General features: G+C 40.2%; 24 protein-coding genes. 19 read left to right on the top strand and 5 right to left on the bottom strand.

Annotation, left to right across the window (positions count from 1 at the left end):
• Positions 1 to 236 precede the first annotated feature (236 nt).
• From OGI71_RS10420 to OGI71_RS10400, 5 genes are all read left to right on the top strand, one after another.
• Positions 237 to 1,565: a gluconate:H+ symporter gene (locus OGI71_RS10420; protein ID WP_282255374.1), complete on the top strand. Its 1,329-nt coding sequence runs from the start codon at positions 237 to 239 to the stop codon at positions 1,563 to 1,565.
• Positions 1,566 to 1,598: 33 nt separating this feature from the next.
• Positions 1,599 to 2,063 carry a RidA family protein gene (locus OGI71_RS10415; protein WP_120258327.1) on the top strand — a complete coding sequence of 155 codons (465 nt, stop codon included), beginning with the start codon at positions 1,599 to 1,601 and terminating at the stop codon, positions 2,061 to 2,063.
• Between the two features lie 10 nt (positions 2,064 to 2,073).
• The gene (locus OGI71_RS10410) at positions 2,074 to 3,180 is read left to right on the top strand and encodes a D-TA family PLP-dependent enzyme (RefSeq protein ID WP_282255373.1); all 1,107 of its coding nucleotides are present in this window, start codon (positions 2,074 to 2,076) and stop codon (positions 3,178 to 3,180) included.
• 1 nt (position 3,181) lies between these two features.
• Positions 3,182 to 4,273, top strand: a complete 1,092-nt coding sequence (locus OGI71_RS10405) for a membrane dipeptidase (RefSeq protein WP_282255372.1) — start codon at positions 3,182 to 3,184, stop codon at positions 4,271 to 4,273.
• 307 nt (positions 4,274 to 4,580) lie between these two features.
• Positions 4,581 to 5,825, top strand: a complete 1,245-nt coding sequence (locus OGI71_RS10400; RefSeq protein WP_282255371.1) for an MFS transporter — start codon at positions 4,581 to 4,583, stop codon at positions 5,823 to 5,825.
• Between the two features lie 128 nt (positions 5,826 to 5,953).
• Here OGI71_RS10400 and OGI71_RS10395 read toward each other — a convergent pair whose 3' ends face one another.
• Together OGI71_RS10395 and OGI71_RS10390 are read right to left on the bottom strand one after the other, a co-directional pair.
• Positions 5,954 to 6,298, bottom strand: coding sequence for a hypothetical protein (locus tag OGI71_RS10395; protein ID WP_282255370.1), 345 nt, complete (start codon positions 6,296 to 6,298; stop codon positions 5,954 to 5,956).
• 134 nt (positions 6,299 to 6,432) lie between these two features.
• Positions 6,433 to 8,214: an ABC transporter ATP-binding protein gene (locus tag OGI71_RS10390; RefSeq protein ID WP_282255369.1), complete on the bottom strand. Its 1,782-nt coding sequence runs from the start codon at positions 8,212 to 8,214 to the stop codon at positions 6,433 to 6,435.
• A 181-nt stretch (positions 8,215 to 8,395) separates the two neighbouring features.
• On the opposite strand from OGI71_RS10390, the gene OGI71_RS10385 reads away from it, so the two are divergent.
• From OGI71_RS10385 to yajC, 4 genes are read left to right on the top strand one after another with little or no spacing between them, the layout of a single operon-like run.
• Positions 8,396 to 9,475 (top strand): Glu/Leu/Phe/Val dehydrogenase dimerization domain-containing protein, encoded by a 1,080-nt coding sequence (locus OGI71_RS10385; protein WP_120258321.1) that lies wholly within the window; start codon positions 8,396 to 8,398, stop codon positions 9,473 to 9,475.
• 60 nt (positions 9,476 to 9,535) lie between these two features.
• Positions 9,536 to 10,483: a transcription antitermination factor NusB gene (nusB, locus tag OGI71_RS10380; RefSeq protein WP_108632211.1), complete on the top strand. Its 948-nt coding sequence runs from the start codon at positions 9,536 to 9,538 to the stop codon at positions 10,481 to 10,483.
• Positions 10,484 to 10,497: 14 nt separating this feature from the next.
• Positions 10,498 to 10,959 carry a DUF1573 domain-containing protein gene (locus OGI71_RS10375; protein ID WP_282255364.1) on the top strand — a complete coding sequence of 154 codons (462 nt, stop codon included), beginning with the start codon at positions 10,498 to 10,500 and terminating at the stop codon, positions 10,957 to 10,959.
• A 26-nt stretch (positions 10,960 to 10,985) separates the two neighbouring features.
• Entirely contained in the window at positions 10,986 to 11,306 is a 321-nt protein-coding gene (yajC, locus tag OGI71_RS10370) for a preprotein translocase subunit YajC (RefSeq protein ID WP_120258318.1), read from the top strand.
• Positions 11,307 to 11,362: 56 nt separating this feature from the next.
• On the opposite strand, the gene OGI71_RS10365 is transcribed toward yajC, so the two are convergent.
• A complete protein-coding gene (locus OGI71_RS10365; protein WP_282255363.1) occupies positions 11,363 to 11,998 on the bottom strand; it encodes a hypothetical protein in 636 nt (211 codons plus the stop codon).
• Positions 11,999 to 12,779: 781 nt separating this feature from the next.
• On the opposite strand from OGI71_RS10365, the gene OGI71_RS10360 reads away from it, so the two are divergent.
• From OGI71_RS10360 to OGI71_RS10330, 7 genes are all read left to right on the top strand, one after another.
• Positions 12,780 to 13,442 carry an ATP-binding cassette domain-containing protein gene (locus tag OGI71_RS10360; protein ID WP_282255362.1) on the top strand — a complete coding sequence of 221 codons (663 nt, stop codon included), beginning with the start codon at positions 12,780 to 12,782 and terminating at the stop codon, positions 13,440 to 13,442.
• A 115-nt stretch (positions 13,443 to 13,557) separates the two neighbouring features.
• Positions 13,558 to 14,562, top strand: coding sequence for a BtrH N-terminal domain-containing protein (locus tag OGI71_RS10355; RefSeq protein WP_282255361.1), 1,005 nt, complete (start codon positions 13,558 to 13,560; stop codon positions 14,560 to 14,562).
• 465 nt (positions 14,563 to 15,027) lie between these two features.
• Positions 15,028 to 15,537, top strand: coding sequence for a hypothetical protein (locus tag OGI71_RS10350; protein ID WP_282255360.1), 510 nt, complete (start codon positions 15,028 to 15,030; stop codon positions 15,535 to 15,537).
• Between the two features lie 12 nt (positions 15,538 to 15,549).
• On the top strand, positions 15,550 to 16,179 hold the full coding sequence (locus OGI71_RS10345; RefSeq protein WP_282255359.1) for a hypothetical protein: 630 nt from the start codon (positions 15,550 to 15,552) through the stop codon (positions 16,177 to 16,179).
• A 239-nt stretch (positions 16,180 to 16,418) separates the two neighbouring features.
• Positions 16,419 to 17,369 (top strand): hypothetical protein, encoded by a 951-nt coding sequence (locus OGI71_RS10340; protein ID WP_120258309.1) that lies wholly within the window; start codon positions 16,419 to 16,421, stop codon positions 17,367 to 17,369.
• Positions 17,370 to 17,378: 9 nt separating this feature from the next.
• A complete protein-coding gene (coaE, locus tag OGI71_RS10335; RefSeq protein WP_282255357.1) occupies positions 17,379 to 17,960 on the top strand; it encodes a dephospho-CoA kinase in 582 nt (193 codons plus the stop codon).
• Between the two features lie 4 nt (positions 17,961 to 17,964).
• Positions 17,965 to 18,918, top strand: coding sequence for an exonuclease (locus OGI71_RS10330; protein WP_282255356.1), 954 nt, complete (start codon positions 17,965 to 17,967; stop codon positions 18,916 to 18,918).
• Positions 18,919 to 18,939: 21 nt separating this feature from the next.
• On the opposite strand, the gene OGI71_RS10325 is transcribed toward OGI71_RS10330, so the two are convergent.
• Positions 18,940 to 19,344 carry a hypothetical protein gene (locus tag OGI71_RS10325; protein ID WP_282255355.1) on the bottom strand — a complete coding sequence of 135 codons (405 nt, stop codon included), beginning with the start codon at positions 19,342 to 19,344 and terminating at the stop codon, positions 18,940 to 18,942.
• Between the two features lie 248 nt (positions 19,345 to 19,592).
• Between OGI71_RS10325 and dinB the strand changes: the two genes are divergently transcribed.
• Positions 19,593 to 20,690 carry a DNA polymerase IV gene (dinB, locus tag OGI71_RS10320; protein WP_282255354.1) on the top strand — a complete coding sequence of 366 codons (1,098 nt, stop codon included), beginning with the start codon at positions 19,593 to 19,595 and terminating at the stop codon, positions 20,688 to 20,690.
• Between the two features lie 118 nt (positions 20,691 to 20,808).
• Positions 20,809 to 22,935 (top strand): S9 family peptidase, encoded by a 2,127-nt coding sequence (locus tag OGI71_RS10315; protein WP_282255353.1) that lies wholly within the window; start codon positions 20,809 to 20,811, stop codon positions 22,933 to 22,935.
• 371 nt (positions 22,936 to 23,306) lie between these two features.
• Here the strand turns inward: OGI71_RS10315 and OGI71_RS10310 are convergent, their stop codons facing one another.
• Positions 23,307 to 24,059 (bottom strand): hypothetical protein, encoded by a 753-nt coding sequence (locus OGI71_RS10310; protein WP_282255352.1) that lies wholly within the window; start codon positions 24,057 to 24,059, stop codon positions 23,307 to 23,309.
• A 367-nt stretch (positions 24,060 to 24,426) separates the two neighbouring features.
• On the opposite strand from OGI71_RS10310, the gene OGI71_RS10305 reads away from it, so the two are divergent.
• The gene (locus OGI71_RS10305; RefSeq protein ID WP_282255351.1) at positions 24,427 to 25,233 is read left to right on the top strand and encodes a beta-carotene 15,15'-monooxygenase; all 807 of its coding nucleotides are present in this window, start codon (positions 24,427 to 24,429) and stop codon (positions 25,231 to 25,233) included.
• Positions 25,234 to 25,246: the final 13 nt, after the last annotated feature.

The raw sequence follows: 25,246 nt of genomic DNA, 5'->3' as shown, positions 1-25,246 counted from the left end.
CCGTTGCGAGGATCTCCCTAACCCTGCGGATTTAGGTCATGGCGCCATTCCACCTAAAACTAGGACTTCGTTTTTTCATCGTCCGAAGCCAACACGTGTTCCCCTTGTATTTCATCAATTTTTCACTTTCCTTGCAGAAAACGAAAAATAATTGTATTTTCAGGATGAAAAAATGATTTACTAGACCAAAATTTTATTAAACCTCTCTATTGAGGGGTGGACCTAATATTGATATAATGACCATAATCCTCATTGTAATCAGCATTTGTTTGCTCATCCTATGCATTACTTATTTTAAGATTAATGCGTTTCTTTCTTTTTTATTAGTTTCTATTCTCAGCGGACTGTGTTTGGGTATTGCGCCGGATCAATTGGTCGGTACTGTTGAAAAAGGTATTGCAGGGATTATGGGAAGCCTGACCCTAATTATTGTGCTGGGTGCCATGTTGGGCAAGATTGTTGCCGAAAGTGGCGCAGCTGAAATCATTGCTGCGCAGATGGTTCGACTAATGGGCGAGAAATACCTGCAGTGGGGCCTGATGCTGACCGGTTTCGTCGTGGGGATTCCGTTGTTCTACGGGATTGGTTTCGTGTTGTTGGTACCTTTGATTTTTTCGATTTCTTATCGATACAAACTTCCGGCCGTATATATTGGGCTGCCCATGCTGGCCGCATTATCCGTAACCCATGGATTTATTCCTCCCCATCCATCACCAGTTGCGCTGGTCGCACTTTTTCATGCGGATATGGGACTAACCCTGATATATGGTCTGCTGATTGCTATCCCCGCTATCATATTAGGTGGTCCTATTTTTGGACGTTCGCTGCGAAATATGCTCCCGAGTCAAGAATCAATCTTCCGGCAGGAAAAAACAGTCGATCAACAGGAGTACAAGCAACCTACGGTTGGTACCAGTTTGGTCGTTGCTTTGTTACCCGTCCTATTGATTATCTTATTTACCCTTATACCTTATATATACCATACCGATGATGCCAATGTACAGCGTTGGTTGAAATTTATCGGCAGCACAACAGTAGTGATGGTCATTGCGATCATTGTAGCCACCTACTTATTGGGATTGAAACTTGGCCGTTCCATGGTCAAAGTCATGTCGATCTATGAGTCGGCAGTCAGGGATATCGCGATGATCTTATTGATTATTGCCGGATCTGGAATTTTTAAACAGGTCATGGAGGATAGCGGTGTGAGCCTGTTGTTGGCCAACACCTTACAGCAACTTCCTATTTCACCTTTGCTGTTAGCATGGTTAATTACAGCGGTCATTAGAGGTTGTGTGGGGTCAGCAACAGTTGCTGCATTGACCGCTGCGGGAGTTTTATTACCCATTGTTACAGCGGGCAAGGTTGATCCCAATCTGATGGTGTTGGCAATCGGGGCGGGAAGTCTTATGTTTTCCCATGTCAACGATGCGGGCTTCTGGCTGTTTAAGGAGTATTTTGGTCTGAGCGTCAAGGATACTTTATTTTCCTGGTCGATCATGGAAGCAATCGTTTCCATCGTCGGGCTAGTTGCTGTTTTGCTATTGCAAATAATTTTATATTAGCTATTATATTTTTAAACTTTAAAATCATTCACGATGTACAATGCAGATGAACAATTTGAGAAATTAGGTTTGACATTACCACCGGCACCAGCACCTAAAGGTGTCTATAAACCATACGTTATTGATGGAAAGTATCTTTATCTTTCTGGACATGGGCCGGTACAGGACGATGCTTCTCTGATTATAGGGCGGATAGGTAGCGATATCAGTCCCGAGGAAGGGAAACTTGCGGCCAGACAGGTAGGCTTGACGATGCTATCGACGATCAAAACCAATTTGGGGTCATTAAATAAAATTAAGCGTGTTATTAAAGTATTGGGTATGGTCAACTGTACGTCCGATTTCTTGTATCATCCTGGGGTAATCAATGGTTGTAGTGAGTTGTTTGCTGCGGTTTGGGGCGAAGAAAATGGAATCGGTACACGGAGTGCAGTTGGTTTTGGCTCTTTACCTGATAATATCCCTGTCGAAATCGAAGCCCTATTCGAGTTATATTAACGAGCTGATCATGGAAAATTGGTATCGGGTACAAAATGTCGATCAGGTAGATACACCGGCACTGCTGGTGTATCCTGATCGTATCGTTCGAAATATAGACCGTGCGCTGAAGTTTGTGGACGGCCATGTGGATCGTTTGCGGCCACATATCAAAACCAATAAATGCATGGAGGTCTGTCAGCTGTTGCTGGAGCGCGGGATCAGCAAATTCAAATGTGCAACCATTGCCGAGGCCGAATTGCTTGGTATGGCAGGCGCAAAGGATGTGCTGTTGGCTTATCAGCCTGTGGGACCCAAGATTGATCGTTTGCTGCACCTGATTGAGGCATTCCCCAATACACATTATGCCTGCTTGGTAGATAATGCGGATTCTGCATTACAGCTATCCGCACGAGCGTTGGAAAAAGGACAACCTATCGCAGTTTATATTGATGTAAACGTTGGTATGGGGCGTACAGGAGCTTCTATTGCACAGATAGAGCGCCTTGTGTTAGACATTCAGCTATTGGATGGAATTCAACTGGATGGTGTACATGGTTACGATGGACATATTCATGATAAAGATTACAAAGTACGGGAGCAACAAACTCAAAAGGCTTATAGTGTGCTCGAAATGGCTTACGTCATGGCGCAGGTTTCCACCACCACCCCATTAACGAAGGTGATCGGCGGATCGCCCAGTTTTCCGTTTCATGCCGAACGTAGTGATGTAGAATGCAGTCCGGGTACATTCGTGTTTTGGGATTTTGGTTACGCCGAAAATTATGCCGAACAGGACTTTTTAGTTGCCGCTGTGTTGCTGACACGTGTGGTTTCCATTGTAGATCACAAGCATCTCTGCTTGGATCTTGGCTACAAATCTGTTGCCAGCGAATCGCCGCAGCCCCGTGTCAAATTTTTTGACCAGCGGATTGGCGGGATCAAAATGCAGAGTGAGGAACATCTGGTAGTTGAAGTCAGGGACAGTGCCGACTTTAAGATAGGTGATGAGTTGTACTGTGTGCCGCGGCATATCTGTCCTACGGTCGCCTGTTACGACGAATTGCAGGTCGTAAACAATGCAGTTGCGGATCAGGTTTGGAAGGTGCTTGCACGAGGTAAAAAGATAAATTATTGATATGTACGAATTTGAAATGCCTTTTGTGGTTGATGCTCATTTAGACTTGAGCATGAATGCCATGGAGTGGAATAGAGATCTCCGGCTACCCATTCAGGAATTGAACCGCAGGGAGCAGGGGATGGCAGATAAGCCCGACCGGGCAAAAGCTACGGTTACTTTTGAAGAGCTACGCAAAGGGAATATCGGTATCGTTGTAACCACGCAGATTGCGCGATTTGTCCATCCGGACAGCACTTTGCCAGGCTGGTACTCAGCAGAACAGGCCTGGGCGCAGACACAGGGGCAATTGGCCTGGTATAAGGCCATGGAGGCTGACGGACACATGAAAATGATCAAAACAAAGACCGATTTAGATCAACATCGTGCTTTGTGGTCCGAGGGAACTGATCATTCAAATAAGCCCATCGGTTACCTACTGAGCTTGGAAGGTGCCGATTCTTTGGTGGATATCAGTCATGTGGAAGTTGCCTACAATTACGGGTTGCGGGCGATCGGACCGGCACATTATGGGCCAGGAAGATATGCTAATGGCACTGACTCCTCAGGTAAACTGAATGAACAAGGTGTAGAGTTATTGCAGGAAATGGAACGATTGGGGATGATCCTGGATGCAACACATCTTAATGACGATGCTTTTTGGGATGCGATGGGACAATACAATGGGCCAATCTGGGCCAGCCACAACAATTGTCGGAAGTTTGTGGATCACAACCGACAGTTTAGCGATGAGATGATCAAGATTCTGGTGGAGAAGGGAGCTGTTATCGGTGTTGCTTTAGATGCCTGGATGATGGTGCCCAACTGGGTACGTGGTCTGTCTGATCCTAAATCCAGCAATTGCTCAATGGAAATCATGGCCGATAACATCGACCATATCTGTCAGTTGGCGGGCAATGTCAATCATGTTGGGGTAGGGAGCGATCTAGATGGAGCCTTTGGTCGGGAACAGTGTCCTTATGATCTGGAGACCATTGCAGATATCCAAAAGGTTTTTGGGATATTGAAACGACGCGGGTACAGCAGCGCTGATCTTGACAAAATCGCCAGCCAGAACTGGTTGAATTTTATGCGGAATGCCTTACCTGAATAGCGGGAGGTCTTCCCGGGGTAATCGCAGTTCGTGATAGCTATCATCCCATCGAGATGCCTGGCATCATATCACCATCTTTGTCTTTGGCGATTAAGGTCGTGATCGTTGACAAAAAATGATCGTTGAAAACACAGATTTAGACCTTTAGGGGGTAGTAGTCTTCTGGGAAGTCACTTCAAGATTAAGCATTTAGGACAGATAAAATCAGATTATGGTAAACAGATCGTTACAAGTAAGGCTGCTTTCGCGGTGGGTATGTCCTCTAAATAAATGATATATTCGTAAACAGAAACAATTCTAAACCACTATGACGTTTACTTTACGCCTCCAGTTATCTTTGATGATGTTTTTGGAGTATTTTATCAAGGGAGCTTGGTTTGTCACTTTAGGTACCTACTTGATCAAGTCCCTGAATGCATCAGGAATGGAGGTTGCCAACATATTTTCTACGCAGTCCCTAGGTGCTGTATTTGCTCCTTTCTTTGTTGGCTTCGTCGCAGACCGTTATTTTAATGCCGAGCGGGTGCTCTCGGTTTTGCATCTGCTGGGTGCCGCATTGCTTTATGGGATGTCCCAAGCACCTGATGCCAGCCATTTTTACCCCTACGTCTTTGTTTATTTCATGGCTTATATGTCATCACTTTCCCTTTCCAATGGTATTGCTTTCCGACATATCGCAGATGCCAAAACGTATTTTCCGGGGGTAAGGGTATGGGGAACAATCGGTTGGATCTGTTCGGGGCTTGTGATCAGCTATCTGTTCCGTTGGGATAGCCCTGAGGCAATAAGCCGGGGAGCCCTGCACAATACCTTTATTATGGGAGCCATCTGTTCCGTCTTTTTGGCATTTTTCAGCCTATTTCTTCCCAAAACTCCACCACAGATACGGGTTAAAGATGAAAAATTTGATTTTGGAAAAGCCATTGGGCTGGATGCTTTGGGGTTGTTAAAACAAAAGAGTTTCTTAATCTTTTTTGTTACGGCCATAGTGATCTGTATTCCCATTTCATTCTATTATCAGAATGCCAATCCATTTTTGGTCAATGTAGGTATGCCCAATCCTACTGCAAAAATGGCGTTGGGCCAGTTTTCGGAAGCCATCTGTTTGCTGTTGATTCCATTTTTCTTTAGACGTTTAGGGTATAAGAAAATGATTTTATTGGGTATTGCCGCATGGGTCTTGCGGTATCTGTTCTTTGCTTTTGGAGATGGACAGGAAAAGGCTTTTCTGCTTATCTTAGGTATCGTTCTACATGGAATCTGTTATGATTTTATGTTTGTCGTCGGCCAGATCTATACCGATCGGATTGCAGGAGAGAAATATAAAGCTTCGGCGCAGGGGCTGATTACGATTGCTATGTATGGTGTGGGGATGCTGATCGGATTCTGGGTTGCCGGTGGGGTTTCAGATTACCTCAAAGTGGCCTATGCCGATCAATTTTGGGAATACCTATGGTTTATACCGGCAGGAATTTCATTTTTCTGTCTGCTGCTGTTTGCTGTTTTTTTCAAAGAAGAAAAAACGGTTGAGACAGTAGAAGATATAAAGTAATTCTAGCAAAGTAGCGAAAAAGGCTGCTCAAACGCTGAACTGGCCTTCAAAAGTACTTATTTTACTTTTGGGGATCATTCCGGTTTTTTGAACAGCCTTTTTTCTAAAATAGGGCTAAATAGGCTTGTTTAAATCATATTAAACCATTGCTGATACTTTTCACCAATAAAAGGAAGGGCTTTTTTCTCGCCCGAGAATGCCGCAATTAAACCCAATACAAGAGCGATCAGTAAGATTATACCGACAACACTCATAATTATTCCACCAATACCCGGGATAAAGCGCAACAAACCCAATGCAATTCCTGTGACGGTAATGCCAATACTTTGTCTGATGTGGAACTGACCCAAAGAAGTCTTTTCCTTATTGTTCATAATGACGGCAGCAATCAGGCCGATGAGGGTCAAATAGGAAATAATAGCAACTGTTTTGCCGTCGTTTGATGATGTGCTCTGCACTGAGTTTCTCTCCATGATACTTATACGATAAAAGTGTGATGTAAATGTATAAGGCAAATGTAAAAGAGAAAATCCCTGTTTTCTTTAGCTGAATTCAGGGATATTTAATTTTGTGCAGTATTTACTGTCGTTATTTAGGGTAGTTTTGATTATCCTTCGACACTTTCCAGCAATTGTTTTTCGTGAAGTTCAAAATATTCACCTCTTTTCTCCATTAACTCAAGATGAGTGCCCTGCTCGAGAATCTGACCTTGATCCATTACAAGAATATGGTCCGCATTTTTGATGGTTGAAATCCGGTGGGCAATGAAAATACAGGTCTTGCCCTTCATAATGCGGCTTAATGAGCGTAAGATTGTTTCTTCGGTTTTGGTATCAACAGCAGATAAACAGTCGTCAAAGATCAATATATTTGGTTCTTTGACCAAGGCTCTGGCAATGGATACACGTTGTTTTTGACCACCCGATAGTGTGATACCGCGCTCTCCGACAGCAGTGTCAAAACCATCTTCAAAAGCGATAATATTATCATATACAGCAGCGTCTTTAGCGGCTTGTTCGATCTGTTCCTGTGTGAAATGATCCAGTCCGAAACCAATGTTATTGGCAATTGTATCTGAAAATAAGAATACATCCTGTGGGACAAAACCAATTTGTTGACGTAGATTTTTGAAGTTGAGATCCTTTAATGCAATACCATCGTATTGGATATTACCCTGATCTATATCATACATCCGCAGCAATAGGTTGGCTAAAGTAGATTTACCGGAACCGGTTTTTCCGATGATAGCCAGTGTTTTTCCGATAGGAACCTGGAATGATATATTTTTAATGGCCTGAATGCCTGTTTCGGGATACGTGAATGAGATATTTTCTACCTTGATTTCACCGGCGATTTCTTTCTCTATTTTGCCATTGGCAATCGGCGATTGGGTTTCAAGGAACTCATTGATCCGTTTTTGTGATGCCGCGGCACGTTGTACCAGCGAGGTCACCCATGCTAAAGACATGGCCGGAAAGGTCAATTGATTGACATAGATAATAAATTCGGCGATGTTTCCGGCTGTGACCGTTCCCTTGGCAACTTCAATACCACCGATATAGATGGTGATGACGGTACTGAGACCGATCAGCAATAAGATAAGCGGAAAGAAAACGGCCTGTACCTTAACCAGATCCAATGCTGTGTTGCGGTAGATTGTACTTTCCTTTTCAAAAGCCTGCATTTTGTTCTGCTCCCGGGTATAGGTCTTGATGACGCGGATTCCGGCGAAGGTTTCCTGAACAAAAGAGGAGAGGTTTGACAGCTGTTTTTGGATTTTTAAGCTGCGCTTATTGATGATTTTATTGACAAAAAGTATAATGACAGAAAGGACAGGGATAGGCGCCAATGCATAGGTCGCCAGTCTTCCATTTACACTATACATGGCATAAATGACCATAATGGACAGTACCACGGTATTGATTGCATACATAATGGCTGGTCCCAGGTAATTACGTACCTGATTGACATCCTCGGTTGCACGGCTCATCAGATCACCCGTGTTATTTTTACGGAAAAATCCGAAATTCAGTTCCTGGTAATGGTTGTAAATTTCATTTTTAAGATCATACTCGATATAACGGGAAGTCAGAATAATAGTCTGCCGCATAAAGAATAGGAAAATACCCCGTAGGAGAGAAAGTATTAAGACCACAAAACCGAAGAAAAGCAGGCTTGTACCAAATACCTTATAAATAAGCTCCTGTCTATCAAATCCGTCAAACAGGCGGTAGAGATAAATATTTTCCTGTACCAGGTCAAACGCTTCGCGGATTACTTTGGCGGGGAGCACCCCAAAGTAATTGGAAATGATGACAAAAATCACCCCTGGAACCAGTTTCCAGCGGTATTTATAAAAGTACTTATTTAAGTAAGCGAGATCCTTCATATTATGGGTACAAAAATAGGACTAATTCGTCAACTCTGCTTTATATTTCGATGAAATTACTGTCATTGGGAAATCAAATGTTAAGTCTTGGATAAAAAAAGATATTATGCACAACGAATAATTTTCCTACTTTTGCATCAAGTACCTTAAAAAATTAAAACAAATTAGAGTAGTACATTTTATGTCAACATCTCAAAATTCTATTTTTGAATTGATGAGCCAATCTGGCCATCAAAACTTATTTTTCTGTAATGATGAATTAGTGGGCTTAAAAGCTATTGTTGCGATCCATGATACCACATTGGGCCCGGCAATAGGAGGGGTTCGTATGTTGCCATACGAAACTACAGAAGAAGCTATTGAGGATGCTTTACGTTTATCCAAGGCCATCACCTATAAATCGGCAATCACTGGATTGAATTTGGGCGGCGGGAGTGCTGTTATTATTGGTAACAGTCGTTTGGACAAATCTGAGGTTTTATTGCGCCGTTTGGGCCAGTTTATTGAAGGATTGAATGGTAATTTCATTGCTTCTTTGGATGTGGGTACCACCCAGCGTGATTTAGAATATATTTATACCGAGACAGATCATGTTGCCGGTTTGCCAAAAGCAATTCACGGCAGTGGTGTTGGAGATACATCAATTTTTGCAGCCCAAGGTGTTTATTTCGGTATTAAAGCCTGTTTGAAAGAGTTGTACGGATCAGAGAGTGTGGCAGGCAAAAAAGTTATTGTACACGGAGTAGGTAGCGTTGGTGAGCGATTGATCGCCATGTTGCGTGAAGAAAATGCACGTGTTTACGTGAGTGACATTACCGAAGAGAAAATGCTTAAGGTGGCGGCGAAATACAAAGCGGAGCCAATCCCATACAATGAAGTATTCGATCATGAGTTTGATGTCTATTCACCTTGTGCATTGGGCGGTACAGTAAATCCTGAGTCAGCACAAAAAATGCAATGTAAAATCATTGCAGGTTCAGCAAACAACCAATTGAAAGATGAGGTAGCGACAAGCACTATTCTTCACGAAAGAGGTATATTGTATGCACCGGACTATTTGATCAATGCAGGTGCATTGATTAGCTGTTATTCAGAAATTCAGAATTATGGTGTAGATCACACGGAGTTTGTGATCAAAAACATATATAATGCGACCAGAGACGTGTTGAAAAAATCAAAAGAAGAGAATATCTCTACTTTTGAAGCGGCCAATCGCATCGCGGAGAAGCGTATCCAAGATATTAAAAAAATCAAAAGATAGTCTTCTTTCTAAAATCGTTCTTATTTATTAGTTTATAAAAAATCGTTCTTTAAAATTACTATGTTAAACAGGAGACACCTGAGGGTAAAAGTAGTGCAAACGCTTTATGCGTACAGTCTTACAGAAGACAAAGACATCAAAACATTTGAAAAAGCACTATTAAAAAATGTGGATGAGGTCTACGAGATGTATATCTGGACACTGAATCTATTGGATGAGGTATCCGATTATGTATTGATAGACGCAGAGGGCAGAGCCAACAAGTTTTTGCCAACTGAAAAAGACTTGTCTCTAACGACCAAGTTAAGTACAAATACTTTTATTGAGTCATTAAGACAAAATCCGCAATACGCCGAGGGAGTCAAAAAATATAAGATTTCATGGAGCTTTGATCCGGAGATCGTGCGCACGGTATTTTTACAATTAAAAGATTCTGAAGCTTATTTGGAATATTTACAGCAGGAAGATCGTTCGATCGGTACAGAAAAAGATATCATCAAACATATCTTTAAAAAGATCATTTTGAAATCACCGGTTATAGAGCAGGTTTTTGAGGAGAAATTTATCAACTGGCCTGTCGATAAAGAAGTGTTGCAAGCATTAATCGCGAAAACTTTTAAGAACTTCAGTTCGGAAGATCCGCGTAAAAATAAGCTTGCTGAAATCACGCAAAACTGGAATGATGATAGCGATTATGTGATTGCCTTGTTGGGTAAGACAATCCGAAATACAAATGAGTATCAGAAACTGATCTCTGATAAGACAAAGAATTGGGAATCAGATCGTATTGCTTTGATGGATACCTTATTGATGCGCATGGCAATATGCGAATTGGTGAATTTTCCATCTATTCCTGTGAAAGTGACAATAAATGAGTATATTGAAATTTCTAAGGTATTCAGTACATTGAAAAGTAATACATTTATTAATGGTATCTTAGATAAAATATTAAGCGACTTGAACCAACAGGGAAGAATCCAGAAGGCAGGTCGTGGTTTAAGGGATTAAAGATCAATCAACAAATGAAGAACTTTAGTAAATATTCAGTTTTAGCTTTGGCATCGGTGCTTTTCTTTTCTTGTGGAAATTCTCAAAAGGGACAAGCGGAAATTGCAAAGACAGGAACTGAGGCGGTAGCAACAGACAGTCTTTCTAAAGCTGCGGCACAATTGGGTAAAATAGAATTTGCAGAGTCGGCTTTCGATTTTGGTCAGGTCAAAGAAGGTGCAGAAGTGAAACACACATTCGTATTGAAGAATACAGGGGATGCGCCGGTTATTTTGTCCAAAGTAACCGCTTCTTGTGGCTGTACACAACCGGAGTTTTCAAAAAGCCCAATTTTACCGGGAGGAACATCGGATATCCGTGTGACTTTCAAGAGTGAGGGACAGGTAGGTAAGCAGCAGAAGATCATCACGATCCAATCAAATGCTTCCAACGGTATGACGACTGTTCAACTAAAGGGCGAAGTATTACCAAAATAACACATTATTAAACGATATAATAACAGATGAATACAGTATTATTACAAGCAGCGGGTGGGAGTAGCATGATGAGTTTTTTACCAATGGTTTTGATCATTGTGGTATTTTATTTCTTCATGATCAGACCGCAGATGAAGAAGCAAAAAGACCATAAGAAATATATTGAAGAATTGGGTGTAAACTCGAAAGTTGTTACTACTGCGGGCATCCACGGACGTATCGTAGAGGTATCTGATACGACTTTCTTGGTCGATGTAGGTTCAGGCGTAAGAATTCGTTTTGACAAGTCTGCCATTGCTTTAGATGCTTCAAAAGCTGCTAATGCAACGGAGAAAAGCGCTTCATAAGGTTTTTCTTTAAAAAATTTAAAGCCAGTCTCCAAAAAGGACTGGCTTTGTTTATTTTATATTACCCCACAATAGATGGAATTTGAAAAATCGCCATATAGAGTATCCCATATACCGACATAAATGTGGTAATCGTGGTTTTTTCTACTTATTCCATCAAATTGTAAGGTACAGGCTCCTTGTCTCACTTCTGCGATTGACGTTCTCAGATGAGATTCACCATATAAACCAACCAATGCCAGGTTGATTTTGTATGTGCTAGCGTCATATTGATCATTGGGAGTCCATTTGAGATCGATCGTATCACCGTGAAGGCTAACTTCGCAACTGGTCAATGGCGTCAACTGTCCTGCAAATACAATTAGTTTCTCGGGATTGACAAAAGGATTTTTTTCCGAATCCAATTCCAGGGCTTCCTTAAAAATATGGCGCTGAGCCAATTGGAAAGCACCTATTCGACTTCCTTTTTTCGCTAAAAACTTGTAACCAAAATCAAGTATCCCCCGATTGTCGCCGGCAAATCTTCCGGCAACTTTTTGCTTTTTTCTATTCAGTAGTTCTGACTCGCTTGGAGGGGAAGTGCGTTTTCTTTTCGGCCCACGAACAATATTTTGACCATTTAATATATAAGCACTAACAGAGCCAAATTTTCCGGTAATTGGACCATTAGGCCCATTTTGTAAAATTGCCATAGTATTTTCTTTTTATTGTCTATAAATGCTGGTATCTAACTTATTACCAAGTTAATACCAAATTCGTAATTAAAAGTGAAGTAACACTATTTTTACAGCCTATTAATAGGGGGTTAATAGGGATTTATCCCTATTATACCCCTGTTAACCCCTTGCTAACCCCTTATATTTACCCTGCTAATAGAGAAGTTGGTATTAAGCAATTGTTATCTTGTACCTAACATGGTGAAGAGCATTCCCATAGATACTTTGACCTTCAAAAGTGATTTTGGCTTTAGGAATCATCAACCTTGGTAAAATTGAAAGCGTTACGATTGAAAATAATTTTTTGTAACTTAATGGCTCATGTAATCAATTATGAAAATAAATATTGACACTCGGGACAAGGGACTGACTGTATTAAGTATCCTTGCTGTATTAATGATATTGGCTATGTTTTTTGGAGAAATGCTCGGTCGGTCGCTATATTATTGGACGCATTAAACAAGAGAAGGTGAGTAATGATAAAGCTGATCTTCCAATTCTTTAGTTTTGTTATCTTGTTCAATTTGTTTGTGACAGCCTGTCTGGTATCTCAAGCCACTGGTTTTGTTGAACGGCATGGGGCAGTCTCTCTTGTGCTCTTTTTTTGGTTTAAAGTAATCGGTTCAGTGCTATCTTTTGGTGGAGAATATGTTTTTAATCTTCGAAAAAAGCAGCTTTTTTTATCCAACATAGGATATTCTCCTATAAAAATACTAAGTGGCATTTACCTAATTGATTTCACATTTTATCTTTTTCTATGTGTACTGATCGTAGTTTATATATAGATAGTCTTTCTTTCAGTCGAGGGGGAAGAGCGATACTTTCGGGGGTATATCTACAGGTGCCTAGTAATACAGTCATCGGTATATTGGGGCGAAATGGAAGCGGAAAGTCAACATTAATGAATTGTATCTTTGGGAGCAGCAAGCCCGATTTTGCTTTTATGAAATGTGACGGAGAGGTCTTTAGGCGCGGATATCTTACCAAGGAAATTACATATCTACCTCAACACGGATTTGTACCTAAAAGCTTGTCAGTTCGTAAATGTATTGAGCTTTTTGATCTTCAAAATTCGCTTTTGACTGAAATTCCAATCATTCAGCAGCATATGAATTTCAAGTTGGGGAACCTTTCCCTTGGATTCGCCAAGCTATTTGAAGATCTTTTGATATTGTACTCCAATGCAAATTATTCACTTTTTGATGAACCCTTTGTAGGGCTAAGTCCAATGTATATCGAGTTGTTTAAGGAGCATCTTCATGATAGGAGACCACATAAAGGGATTTTAATTTCTGATCACTATTATCATGATGTCATGGATGTTAGCGATGAAATGTATCTGATGAAAGAAGGTTCGTTATTAAAAATCAAGGATAAAGAGGATCTTGTATTGCATCAGTATTTAAACATGTTTGATTAATTGTTATGGTGTAATCAGCTTTTTTGTTGGCATAGCTATTTTCCCGCAATCTCATTTTACGTGTTGACATAGAGATGTCAGTTTAGACGGTTAATTTTAAGCAAAAGAAAAAATCATGAGCAATCTAAAACCGTTTGACGGACAACATTGTGAAACTACAGCCACCGGAACGTTACTGTGGCAGCTTGGAATTGAACTTTCCGAACCCATGCTTTTTGGGCTCGGGGAGGGACTTAGTTTTATCTATTGGAATATGAAAACAATGGATTTTCCTTTTTTGGGTGGACGCATAAAGACTGATTTGTTGACAAAGAATCTCTGTAAAAATCTCAATCTCGAGCTTTCTGTAAGGGAAACTACCTCGAAAACAAAGGCCTGGCAACAGGTCAAACAGCTTTTGGATAAGGGGCAAATCGTCGGGCTCAAACTTGATGCCTACTACCTTGAGTATTTCACCAATCCGTTCCATTTCGCTGGGCATTATGTAGCGATTTATGGTTATGACAATCAAAATGCTTTTTTGGTCGATACCAGACAGCAGGGTGGGAAAGTCAAAACCTCGCTCGATAGTCTGGCTTTGGCCAGGGCGGAGAAAGGGCTAATGGCTTCCAATAACTTATACTACACCATACAGCGAACGAGTGAAGACTTTGATTTAAAAAAGACCATCATTTCCGCTATAGTCAATAATGCAAACGAATATCTCAATCCGCCCATTACAAATATTTCTTACAGGGGGATTGTGAAGACAAGTCAGGAGCTTATAAAATGGTTTAATAAGAGTAAGGATATAGCCGCCGAATTTAAAATGGCGGCCAATCTGATGGAAAAAGCCGGTACTGGAGGCGCGCTGTTCAGAAATCTATATCGCGATTTTCTAAAGGAAAGTTATGACCTGCTCCAGATTGAGCAACTTGATGAGGCACATCAAGAATTTGTGGAAATAGCCTTGCTATGGGGATCTGTTTCAAACTTATTTTATGAAATAAGTGAGATTCCTCGGGGCGAGTATATACAGCAAGCGTCGGAAATACTCAAAATCCTAGCTGTTAAAGAGAAAAAGGTAATGGAGCGGTTGGGTATGTTAAATGGAGACCCAAATAATCATGTATCTTTGTAAAGAAATAGTTTTTAACTAAGTTTAATACGATGTATAGTAACAAAGAAAATGCCTCACAGTCATTTAGCGAATCTGAAATTGCTTTATTGAAAGAAGGTCTTAGCCGTACATATAAGGAACGATTCGAAATGGCTACCCGCCTTTACAAAATTCAGCAAACGCTTAAAAAAACTAAAATTCTACATAAACCCTTCCCCCAAAAATAGTTATTCTCTTAAGATATGATCATCTTTCAATGCTTGGATGGTTTCAACTTTATGTATGTAATACACTCGCGATATGTTAAGCCTATCAAATGGTTTAGATACAAAAAAGGGGGTAGATTTTTATAAAACCGATAAGTTTGATGTTTTTTAAAAGAAATATTATAAGAATGAGGGGGGCAAAGAAAATTCGGTGTGTTTTTCGATAGCTATTAAGGAGAAATATGTGTCTAGTTTTAGAGAGATTAAATAATTATATTAAATGAAAAAACAGATTGATTATAGTAACCAAAATGAATTCACTCTATATTCATTTGACTATAATGATGGAGACAAGCTGTATTTTCAAAAAATTTTGATAAAACTAGCATCCATCTGTCCTAATTTACAGGTGTCTAGCATCAGAACTGCCGACAATTTGCAACCTATGCTGGAAAAATTATATGAATTTGAAAATGAATTTTCTTATCTACGATATGATGAAAATTGGATAGATTTAGCGGGGAACAAAATGGATTTTACTGGTGATCTCGCTGCTGCTTTGGTCGACTTATGGTATAGTTTTGAGAATAATGCTTTTGTGTTTTATCAGGCTTCAGCTGAACATTTAGGAGATGATAGTTTATCTAACTTGGTTTTAGATAGCTGTGAAAATGCAATTCAAAGAACAAAATGTTATTTTTTGACGGGTGGTGGTGTGAGAGACCTTGTTAAAATTTATAAATCAAACGGATTGACGCTCGATTTTTTGTTTTCGAATGAATTTGAGTAAAAAAGGATAATTATGTTCAGTATTTTTAGAAAAAAGTATAGAAAATTAGAAAGTTGGGAAAAAACGACTTTACAGCATGTATTTAATTTATTGGGTAATCGTTACGTGCATTATATTGAGCAACTTGATTTTGTAGATGAGGTAGGTATTAATCGTTCCGATATATCCAATTTGATTAATTGTATATATCCAGTTTCATTTTACAAGGAATTCGAAAATGAATTGATAGAAAATTTTAAAGTTGAGGGACTAATCATTGAAGATTTATATAAAAGGCGTGATGTAGAAGTTATATTATATTTCTCCGATAATATATTTCTCGGATACTCGACAAATCTACCAGTAGGCTCAATTCAATTTAATTGCGAAAAAATTGATATTTCAAAGACCCGAAAAAAGTTCTGGGGTGATGAAGGAAGCTCAATTGTGAAAAGATTTTTAACAAATAATGAATTAAAGTCAATCAATATTGGGGATATTTATATATCAAATATAAATGGGAAAGACTATTATCATTTAAAGGAACTTGAAGACGGAGATTTTTTAGGATTTGACCAAACTGGCAATTTTTTTATTCTTACCCATGACCCATTTGAAATACGAAAGATAGATCGAAAAAGTGTAGCGGATTTTTTGTTGTAAAAAAGATCTTTATTTAGAGAGTTTTATAGCAAGATGTCGCGCTGGTAACTAATAGGTAACCGACATTTTTTGTACGCCTTTAATTCATAAAGCAGACCTAAGTATAATAAAATAGGAAAATGAGGGGGACGATTATGTTAAAATTTGCAAATCAAACGGATTAAAACTCACTTTTTGTTCGACCAAGTTTTTATCCTTGCTCGCAACTGATTTTTACGCAAATTGATTAAGTTTGTAACATGGCAAATGCAGTTCGATTAAATAAGACCCAACGACGCAAGATCAACATCTTTGTGCGCTGTGTTGCAATTTCGTTGCTGGCTTGGTTGTTGTTTTCGATTTCCAACCAATATACAGTATCTGTCAAGGCTGCGATAGAATATGTCAACCTCCCCGAAAAGCGGGCTTTTCACCCACAACAATCGGATACGGTCAAAGTAAAGCTCGAGATGACGGGCTGGCAATTCCTCTTTTCGAAAGCTGCATTGGAAACACCCAAAGTACAGGTGGATCTCAGCTCGCTGAAAACAAAAGATTGGATTGTGTTTTCCAATCAGCTGGGATTTATCAACCGCCAGTTTCCGCATGAACAACGTGTGGTGTCGGTGAGCCCTGATACCTTGTTTTTTGACTTTTCGAAACAAACACAGCGAAAAGTTCCCGTAAAACCATTGTCCAATATCTTGTTTAAAAGGGGATATGGTGTTATCGCTGATACCAAGGTCACGCCTGCATACGTGACCATAACAGGGCCGTATGAGGATGTTTCGACCATAGAATATTGGGAAACAGATACCGTGCGTGGGAAAGAGGTGGAGACTGATGTGCGCACTGTGGCAAATCTCACCCGCAATCAAAAGGGAAATATCAATGTATATCCCACATCTGTAGAGGTGCTGATGCCGGTAGGAGAGTTGACGGAGAAAGTCATCGAACTGCCCGTAAAAGTTGAAAATGGACAGCGCTATAGTTCCGTGAGGCCCAATCCAAGTAAAGTAGTGATCACCGTGCTGATGTCGGTCAAGGATTATAATAATTATACATCCCGTGATTTTGAGGCTGTGGTGGATTTGGCAGATTGGGAGAAAAATGAGGTGCAATATTTACCGATCCTGCTAACCAAGGTGCCGGATTATTGTAAGATTATCAGTGTTGTGCCACAGAATGTGGACTTCTTTGTAAGAAAATAGCGAATAAAAATGGGGCTGAAAATAGGAATAACAGGCGGAATAGGTTCCGGAAAGACATTTATCTGTAGGCTTTTTGAGGCCCTTGGTATACCAGTTTATAATGCGGATGAGGAAGCCAAAAGGTTGATGAATACCGATATACGGATCAAGGAAAAGCTTATTGCGCAGTTTGGTGAGGCAACTTACAAGGATGGTCTGCTGGACCGGGCATTCCTGGCCAATATGGTCTTTTCGGATAAGGATAAACTTGAACTCCTGAACGGTATTGTACACCCGATCGTCATCCAGGAAGCGAAAGATTGGGCCGAGCGGCAGACGACACGTTATTCACTCAAAGAAGCGGCACTGCTCTTTGAAAGTGGCTCGTACAAAGAACTGGATTATACCATATTGGTTACTGCCCCAATAGATATTCGTATACAACGTGTCATCGAGCGGGATGGCACTACAGAACCACAGGTGTGGGAACGTATGAACAAACAATTGTCTGACGAGGAAAAACTGCAGCTTGCGGACTTCGTCATCGTTAACGATGGAATCACTCCACTACTGCCGCAAGTGTGGACATTGCATCAAAAATTTCTAAAATAAATATATGTCTATCATATTGTCTGACTTTCTGGTCAGAAAACCGGAAGGGTATTATTGCCGTTATGGCGACTTTTTTATCGATGCGGGTAGCCCTGTAATACATAATGTGGTATCACATGCCCATGGTGACCACGCCAGTTCAGGACATGATTATGTCTATTGTACAAATGGAACAGCATTGTTTATGAGCTATCGCTATAAGCAGAACCGTAAGGATTCCTATCAGGTCAAATTGTTTAACGGCACTTTTAAAATCGGTCCGGTGGAAATTACCTTTTTAGCGGCTGGCCATATATTGGGATCGGCGCAGATCTTAATGGAATATCAGGGCGTACGATATTTGTATACGGGTGACTATAAATTGCAGGTTGATGAGACCTGTGAGCCTATCGAAGTGCAGCAGGCTGATGTATTGATCACCGAAAGTACTTTCGCAAATCCTGAGGTTATCCATCCGGATCCCATTCAGGAGATCAAGAAGCTGGAGGGGCACGCCAGCAATATTCTATTGGGAACTTATGTGCTTGGGAAAGCGCAACGGATCACAGATCTGATCAATCGATACTGTCCGGAAAGAAGGGTGCTGGTACATAGTGGAATATTGCCTTACCATCGCCTGTATGATGAACATGGGCTTAAAAAAATGACCTATGAACCTTACAACCGTAGAGAAATGAAACAGGGTGAGCAGAATAAGGTTTATCTGGTACCGCCCATGACTTTCAATAGTTATTTTAGGGCGACAAAAGTATTGCGGGCCTTTGCCTCGGGATGGAAGCGACTACAGGCACAGAATGATATCGAATTGTATATTTCGGATCATGTGGATTGGAACGATATTCTGCATTATATCAAGATGGTTGACCCAAAAGAGGTCTGGACATTGCATGGCGATGGGACAATACTCAAAAGTTATTTTGGAGACAGGTTAATGGTAAGAGATGTGCTTTCAGCATAAAGGAGGGTATACCCTCCTTTATTATTTCATATTGATAATCTTGTCAACAACGTATACCGTATTGCCACGCCAAGGCAATACCCCATGATATTCCTTGTATTGAAGGTCGAAATACTTACCGCTATTGAGCTCAAGCTGGCGAAATATAGAATCATCTTCAATAGAAAATTCGAATTGGTTGCTGGCAATTCCGCCAGTCTTGACACTGCCAAATCCCTCCTGAATTAGCTTCCCCTCATAGGTTTTAAATATATTGCCTTTTTTGACGGCAAAATTTAAGTAGCCAGATTTCACACCTTCACCAAATACGTAATAGTATTTCCAGTAACCATAGGATCCGAAGCCTACTAACAAAAAGAGGAGCAGGATAACTAAAAATTTCTTAAATCCAGACTTCTTCTTTTTTTGTTCCGGTAAATTTTCCATAATTTTTTCGCTAGTTTTTGATGTATTATTTTCTTTTCATTTTATTCAAATATGTTTTGGCGCAAAGGTGTCCATGCCAATCCTATACAAGAACTCGGCCAATTATAACGGGTGAAAAAGTATCAGCGCCAATACTAGTTGGGTCTGATACTGAAATTAACTGCCTGAGAATTGGCTTGATGAACTAATTATATTAGTATTTTGTCGCGGTTTATAGTGATTCTTGCTAATTTTTGTAAATTTGGGTAATGGATTCGCCCCAAACATATCGTAAAATTATCCACCTGGATATGGATGCTTTCTATGCGTCTGTGGAGCAGCGGGATTTTCCGGAATATCGGGGGAAGGCTATTGCTGTTGGCGGTTCGCCTGATGGGCGGGGGGTAGTCGCTACGGCCAGCTATGAAGCCCGGAAATTTGGTGTTAAGTCAGCCATGAGTTCCCGCAAAGCACTGCAACTCTGTCCGGAGATCATATTTACCCGGCCACGGTTTGAGGTATATAAGCAGGTTTCATATCAGATCAGGGAGATCTTTCAGAGGTATACGGATTTAATTGAACCGTTGTCGCTTGATGAGGCTTTTTTGGACGTAACGATGGATAAACAGGGAATCGGTTCGGCCATTGATATCGCCAGGGCGATCAAATCTGCGATTAAAGAAGAGCTTAATCTGACTGTCTCTGCCGGAGTTTCGGTCAATAAATTTGTCGCTAAGATTGCCTCCGATATGGATAAGCCCAATGGCCTAACTTTTATAGGCCCTTCAAAGATCCTGAAATTTATGGAATCCTTACCGGTAGAGAAATTCTTTGGCGTGGGCAAGGTGACCGCAAAGAAAATGCACGAGCTAGGTTTATTTACGGGGATGGATCTCAAAAAGCAGCGCGAAGACGATCTGGTGCGTTGGTTTGGTAAGACAGGGCATTTTTTTTACCGTATTGTTCGCGGGATAGACGAGCGACCGGTTACGCCTAATCGGAGCAGCAAATCTGTCGGAATAGAGGATACTTTTGAGGCTGATATCGAAACTTTTGAAGAACTGAATGCCATACTGCAACGACTGAGCATACAACTTTGGGGACGTATCGGTAAAAAAGAAATATCTGGTAGGACACTGACATTGAAACTAAAGTATGCTGATTTCGTACAGCTGACGCGAAGCCTGACGCTGGATACAAGTTTTGACTCTGAAGAGAAAATCTATGCGACAGCCCATAGTTTACTAAGTAAGATTACACTAGCAAATAAGGTGCGGCTGCTGGGGATTTCGATCTCTAATTTTGTTGATGAGACAGATTTTCCAAAAGAGGGTGTCCAACTCGCTCTTTTTGAGAATTATCGGTAGGAGGGGATAACAATCAACTGTACATGGAGCTGAATAAGCTTGTTACAGGTAAAATCGTCGTTATTTACCACAATTCTTTATCTTAGCTGAAATAATTAATAAACATATCCAAGAATTAATGAATACAGTATCAAGAGTGCTCTTAGGTGCATCTATTGTGTTTTTTGTGCATGATCTAACTTTTGCACAGAAGAAATTGGATTTTGCGCAATCCTGGGGACAGAAACAGTCTTTGACCGTGCGCACAAATCAATATCCGGGCTGGGCGGATGGAGCCGCTTATCTGGAAAATGACGTCAACGATAGCCGGCTCTATCAGGTCAACGTCAAATCGGGGAAGAGAAGTATCTATACAATTCCTGCCAAAGAGGGGACGGTGGTCTATGTAGAGAAAAATGATATTTTTATCAAAAATGGCTCAGGTACTGCAAAGAAATTGACCAATTCACCCGACGTTGCAGAACAGAACCCAACTTTATCGCCAGACGGTCAATATGTTGCTTTCACACGTAAAAGCAATTTGTATAGTTTAGAGGTAGCTACAGGGAAAGAGGCGCAGTATACAAATGATGGTACCGATGTGATCTACAACGGTTGGTCTTCATGGGTTTATTATGAGGAAATTTTGGGACGTCCTACAAACTATAAGGCTTTTTGGTGGTCTCCAGATAGCAAGAAGATCGCTTTTATGCGTTTTGATGATACCAAAGTGCCTATGTTCCCGATATATTCATCCAAAGGACAACATGGTTATCTAGAGGAAACACGTTATCCGAAAGCAGGCGATCCTAATCCTGAGGTGAAAGTGGGTATCGTTCAACTGAATGGCGGACAGGTGACATGGGCGGATTTCAATGAAAAGGATGATCAGTATTTCGGACAGCCTTACTGGGCTTTCGATAGTAAAAATTTCATGGTGCAATGGATGAACAGGGATCAGAATAACCTGAAATTTTATCAGGTGGATCCAAATACTGGTTCGAAAAAGGAGATTTATGATGAACGCCAAGCTTCTTGGATCAACCTGGATCATGATGAGCGTATTACTTACCTTGCTGACAATAAATATTACATCTTAAAATCGGATAAAACTGGTTGGGCGCACTATTACCTGTATAAGTTGGATGGAACATTGGTGAACCCGATTACATCTGGCGATTGGCAGGTGACCGAAATCAAACGGATAGACGAGAAAAATAAGGTGCTTTATTTTACCGCACGTAAGGAAAATTCGGCTCGTTTTGATCTGTACCGCGTGGATTACTCGGGTAAAAATCTAAAACGTTTGACCTTTGGTGAATATTCACATGATGTCAACGTATCGCCTGATGCCAAGTACTTTATCACCCGATATTCTAACGTGAGCACACCGGACCGTTTTGCCTTAGTGGATAATCAGGGTAAAGTGGTACGTCAATTGGCGGATAGCAAAGCTGCTGACTTTAGTTCGTACAGCTACGGTAAAACGGAGTATTTACATATTAAATCGGATGATGGTCTATTTGATTTACCACTGACGATCACGTATCCTACGGATTTTGACAAATCGAAAACTTATCCTGTTGTTTTCAGTATCTATGGTGGTCCGGATGCGGGTACTGTGAAGGATACCTGGAAAGGTACGGGCAATCAGTATTGGGCGAATGAAGGCGTTATCCAGGTTTCTGCGGATCACAGGGCTTCTGGTCACTTCGGTAAACAGGGCGTAGCTTACATGCACCGTAATCTGGGACATTGGGAAATTATTGATTATTCTACGATCGTAAAATGGTTGAAATCTCAGTCTTGGGTGGCTAATAACAAAGTATTGATCACAGGCCATAGCTACGGTGGTTATATGACTTGTCTGGCGATGACTAAAGCTGCGGATGTATTTGACTTTGGTATTGCTGGTGCGCCGGTAACGTCTTGGGAGTTGTACGATACCCATTATACCGAACGTTGGATGGATACACCACAAGATAATGCGGAAGGCTATAAAGCGGGGTCGGTATTGACTTATGCAAACAATTACAAGGGCGTACTGCGCATTATGCATGGCGATATGGATGATAATGTTCATCTGCAGAATACAACGCAACTGGTTGATAAATTAACAGATAGAAGTGTACCTTTTGAATTGATGATCTATCCGGGCAGTCGTCATGGATTTGACCGTTCAAAAAGTAAATATGACTTTAATGAGCGTGCACGTTTCTACTATCAATATCTATTGGAGAAACCTCTTCCAAAAGAGTTTAAGTAGATTGCTGGGCTCCAGCATTTGAGTCTGGAAAATCTCATTATATCTATGTGATTACAGAAAAACACGCGGTTCAGCTAAACCGCGTGTTTTTTTTTGTACAGGATCGCCTTTGGATCTTAGGTGAAGATAGTTGCTCAAAATTCATATTACCTGTCCGAAATTTGCTTCACTATTTTGACTGATTAAATTCAAAAGAAATGGAAGTTATTTTTACTTGGCTGATGTATATAGCTGCCTTATTATCTGCACTCTTCATCTTATTATTCATTTATTTTACGGTTGATCCTTTTCGTAAACAAAGGCAAAGGAAATTGTATGACCAAAGGGTCGAGGAAATAAAACAGGCTAGGAAATTACGCCCCAAAAGTTAGTTAGTTGATTTTGTTAAATAATTGATCCGGAATCTCCCATTTAATGGGATTTACTACTTTGACAGGATCATAATTTAAAATCTCAGGGTATTCATTTCGTTCGAGCCTATCAATAATATTTTCCAAAATAGGCCTTATTTCCGGCCAATCTTCAGCATATAATGCCAAGGTCGAATACCTTTCAAGCAGCCAATAGACCATAAGAGCAATTGCTTTATCACAGTATGTATGTTCGATTACAGTTTGATATACGTTGAATTCGCGATGTTTCAATAAGATGGCAATGTTGTACAATTCAATGGTGCTTTCACTCCGCCTGATCTGATTGATCAAATGTTCTCCAAACCAGCTATGAACTTCCGTTTCTTCCAAATAAATATAGGGTTCCTCTCCCTGGCTTGCCTGCAAAACGACAGCTGGTATTTTTGGAGCTTGTGCAATTTTTTCAGTGGGATCGTAACTGATGTCTGTTTTGAGATAAAACCCTTTTTCAGAATTACTTATAACCGTTTTTATAATGTCGAAGTTCTCGTCAGTTCCTTTTCTTGTCTTCCAGCTTCGACGGATCGCTTCAAAAGGATAGTTATTCCAGAATAGCATCAGGGCAGTAGCCTCACTACAAAATGGGCTCTCAACGATCCATTGTTGGATGTAGAAAAAACATTGTGTCGCTAATTTATGGAGCTCCTGGGGTGTTTTTAAAAGCTGAAATTCTTCAAATTCCATGTGACGATAGGCATCTTCTGTTTCCATACTTGTTGGTTGTGTCTTCTAGTGATTCTGTTTTAACTTATTTTTGGCTGTTTTGTCGTCCTGCGAAACCGTATTTTTCCGATCAATCACATCTCTCACTGAAACGGTAAATGACTTTGTCCGGACGTACTAAAATAGCAAAAATCTCAGGAAATGAATTGAATGTTTAGACCACCGCACATTTTTTTACCACATTTGAAGTGGATTTTTACCAGCATTGAAATAAAGCTGGGGCTATAGATGCGCTGAAAAAATAGTTGGATCGAATATGATGTTAAAAAACCTAAAAAATGTCAATTTTATGTGGGTGTAAATTGTTGAAAATTAAAAATAATGGCATCTTTGTAAAAGTTTATTCAAAGAAAAAATGATTCAATTCCTAAAGGAAAGTACTTTTGCCGTAAATGAAGTTTTTAATAGATCGTGGGAACTATTGAAAAAGCATTATTTTTCTGTTGCGGGCCTATGTTTTTTGCTGTTTGTAACCTCTGGTTTATCCAATTTCCTGGCAACGACAATCAGTGATTTTAATGTCGTACTTAGTGGTTTTATGGCCTTCTTTTTTATGATCATGTATTTTGGGCTGAATCTTACTTTGTTTAAATACATCCTCAATCTGATCGATGGCAATCAGGATAAGAAATTGATCCATTGTATACCAAGTTCAAAAGAATTGGCGCATTTTTTCGGTGCAATGTTAAGTATTATGGTGCTTTCTTTTGCATTGCTGATGATTGTGGGAGCGATTTTGTTTCCTTTGTTATACTTACTCGAAAATGGTGCTAATCGCGCTGTGCTTATTGAAAAATTTACGACCAGTGTTGTTTATGCAGCAGCAGTATTGACTTTTATTTTGATTATTCGCATCGCATTTTATCCATTCTTTATCATTGATAAACATGCGGGAACCTTTAAATCACTACGCTTTAGCTTTGCGCTGACCAAAGGCAATGTTTTCAAATTATTATTAATATTCGCGGTATTTGCTTCTTTGCAATTATTGCAGATGTATTTTAATTTTTTAGAATATTACATAATTTTTATTATTTTGAACCTTGTGAGCTCATTCTTGGTGGTACCTTTGGCCAGTATTGTTGTTTCGGTTGCTTACCGGGAAATGATGTCGGACTATCACGGTGGAGAGGATCCGAAGATTTTGAATAATATATTTTAATAAAGAGAGAAGG

Origin of the sequence: Sphingobacterium sp. ML3W (assembly GCF_029542085.1) — a bacterium.
In the GTDB taxonomy this organism is placed as follows: domain Bacteria; phylum Bacteroidota; class Bacteroidia; order Sphingobacteriales; family Sphingobacteriaceae; genus Sphingobacterium.
The sequence above is the reverse complement of the archived record's forward strand: the minus strand, read 5'-3'. Positions and strand labels throughout refer to the sequence as shown.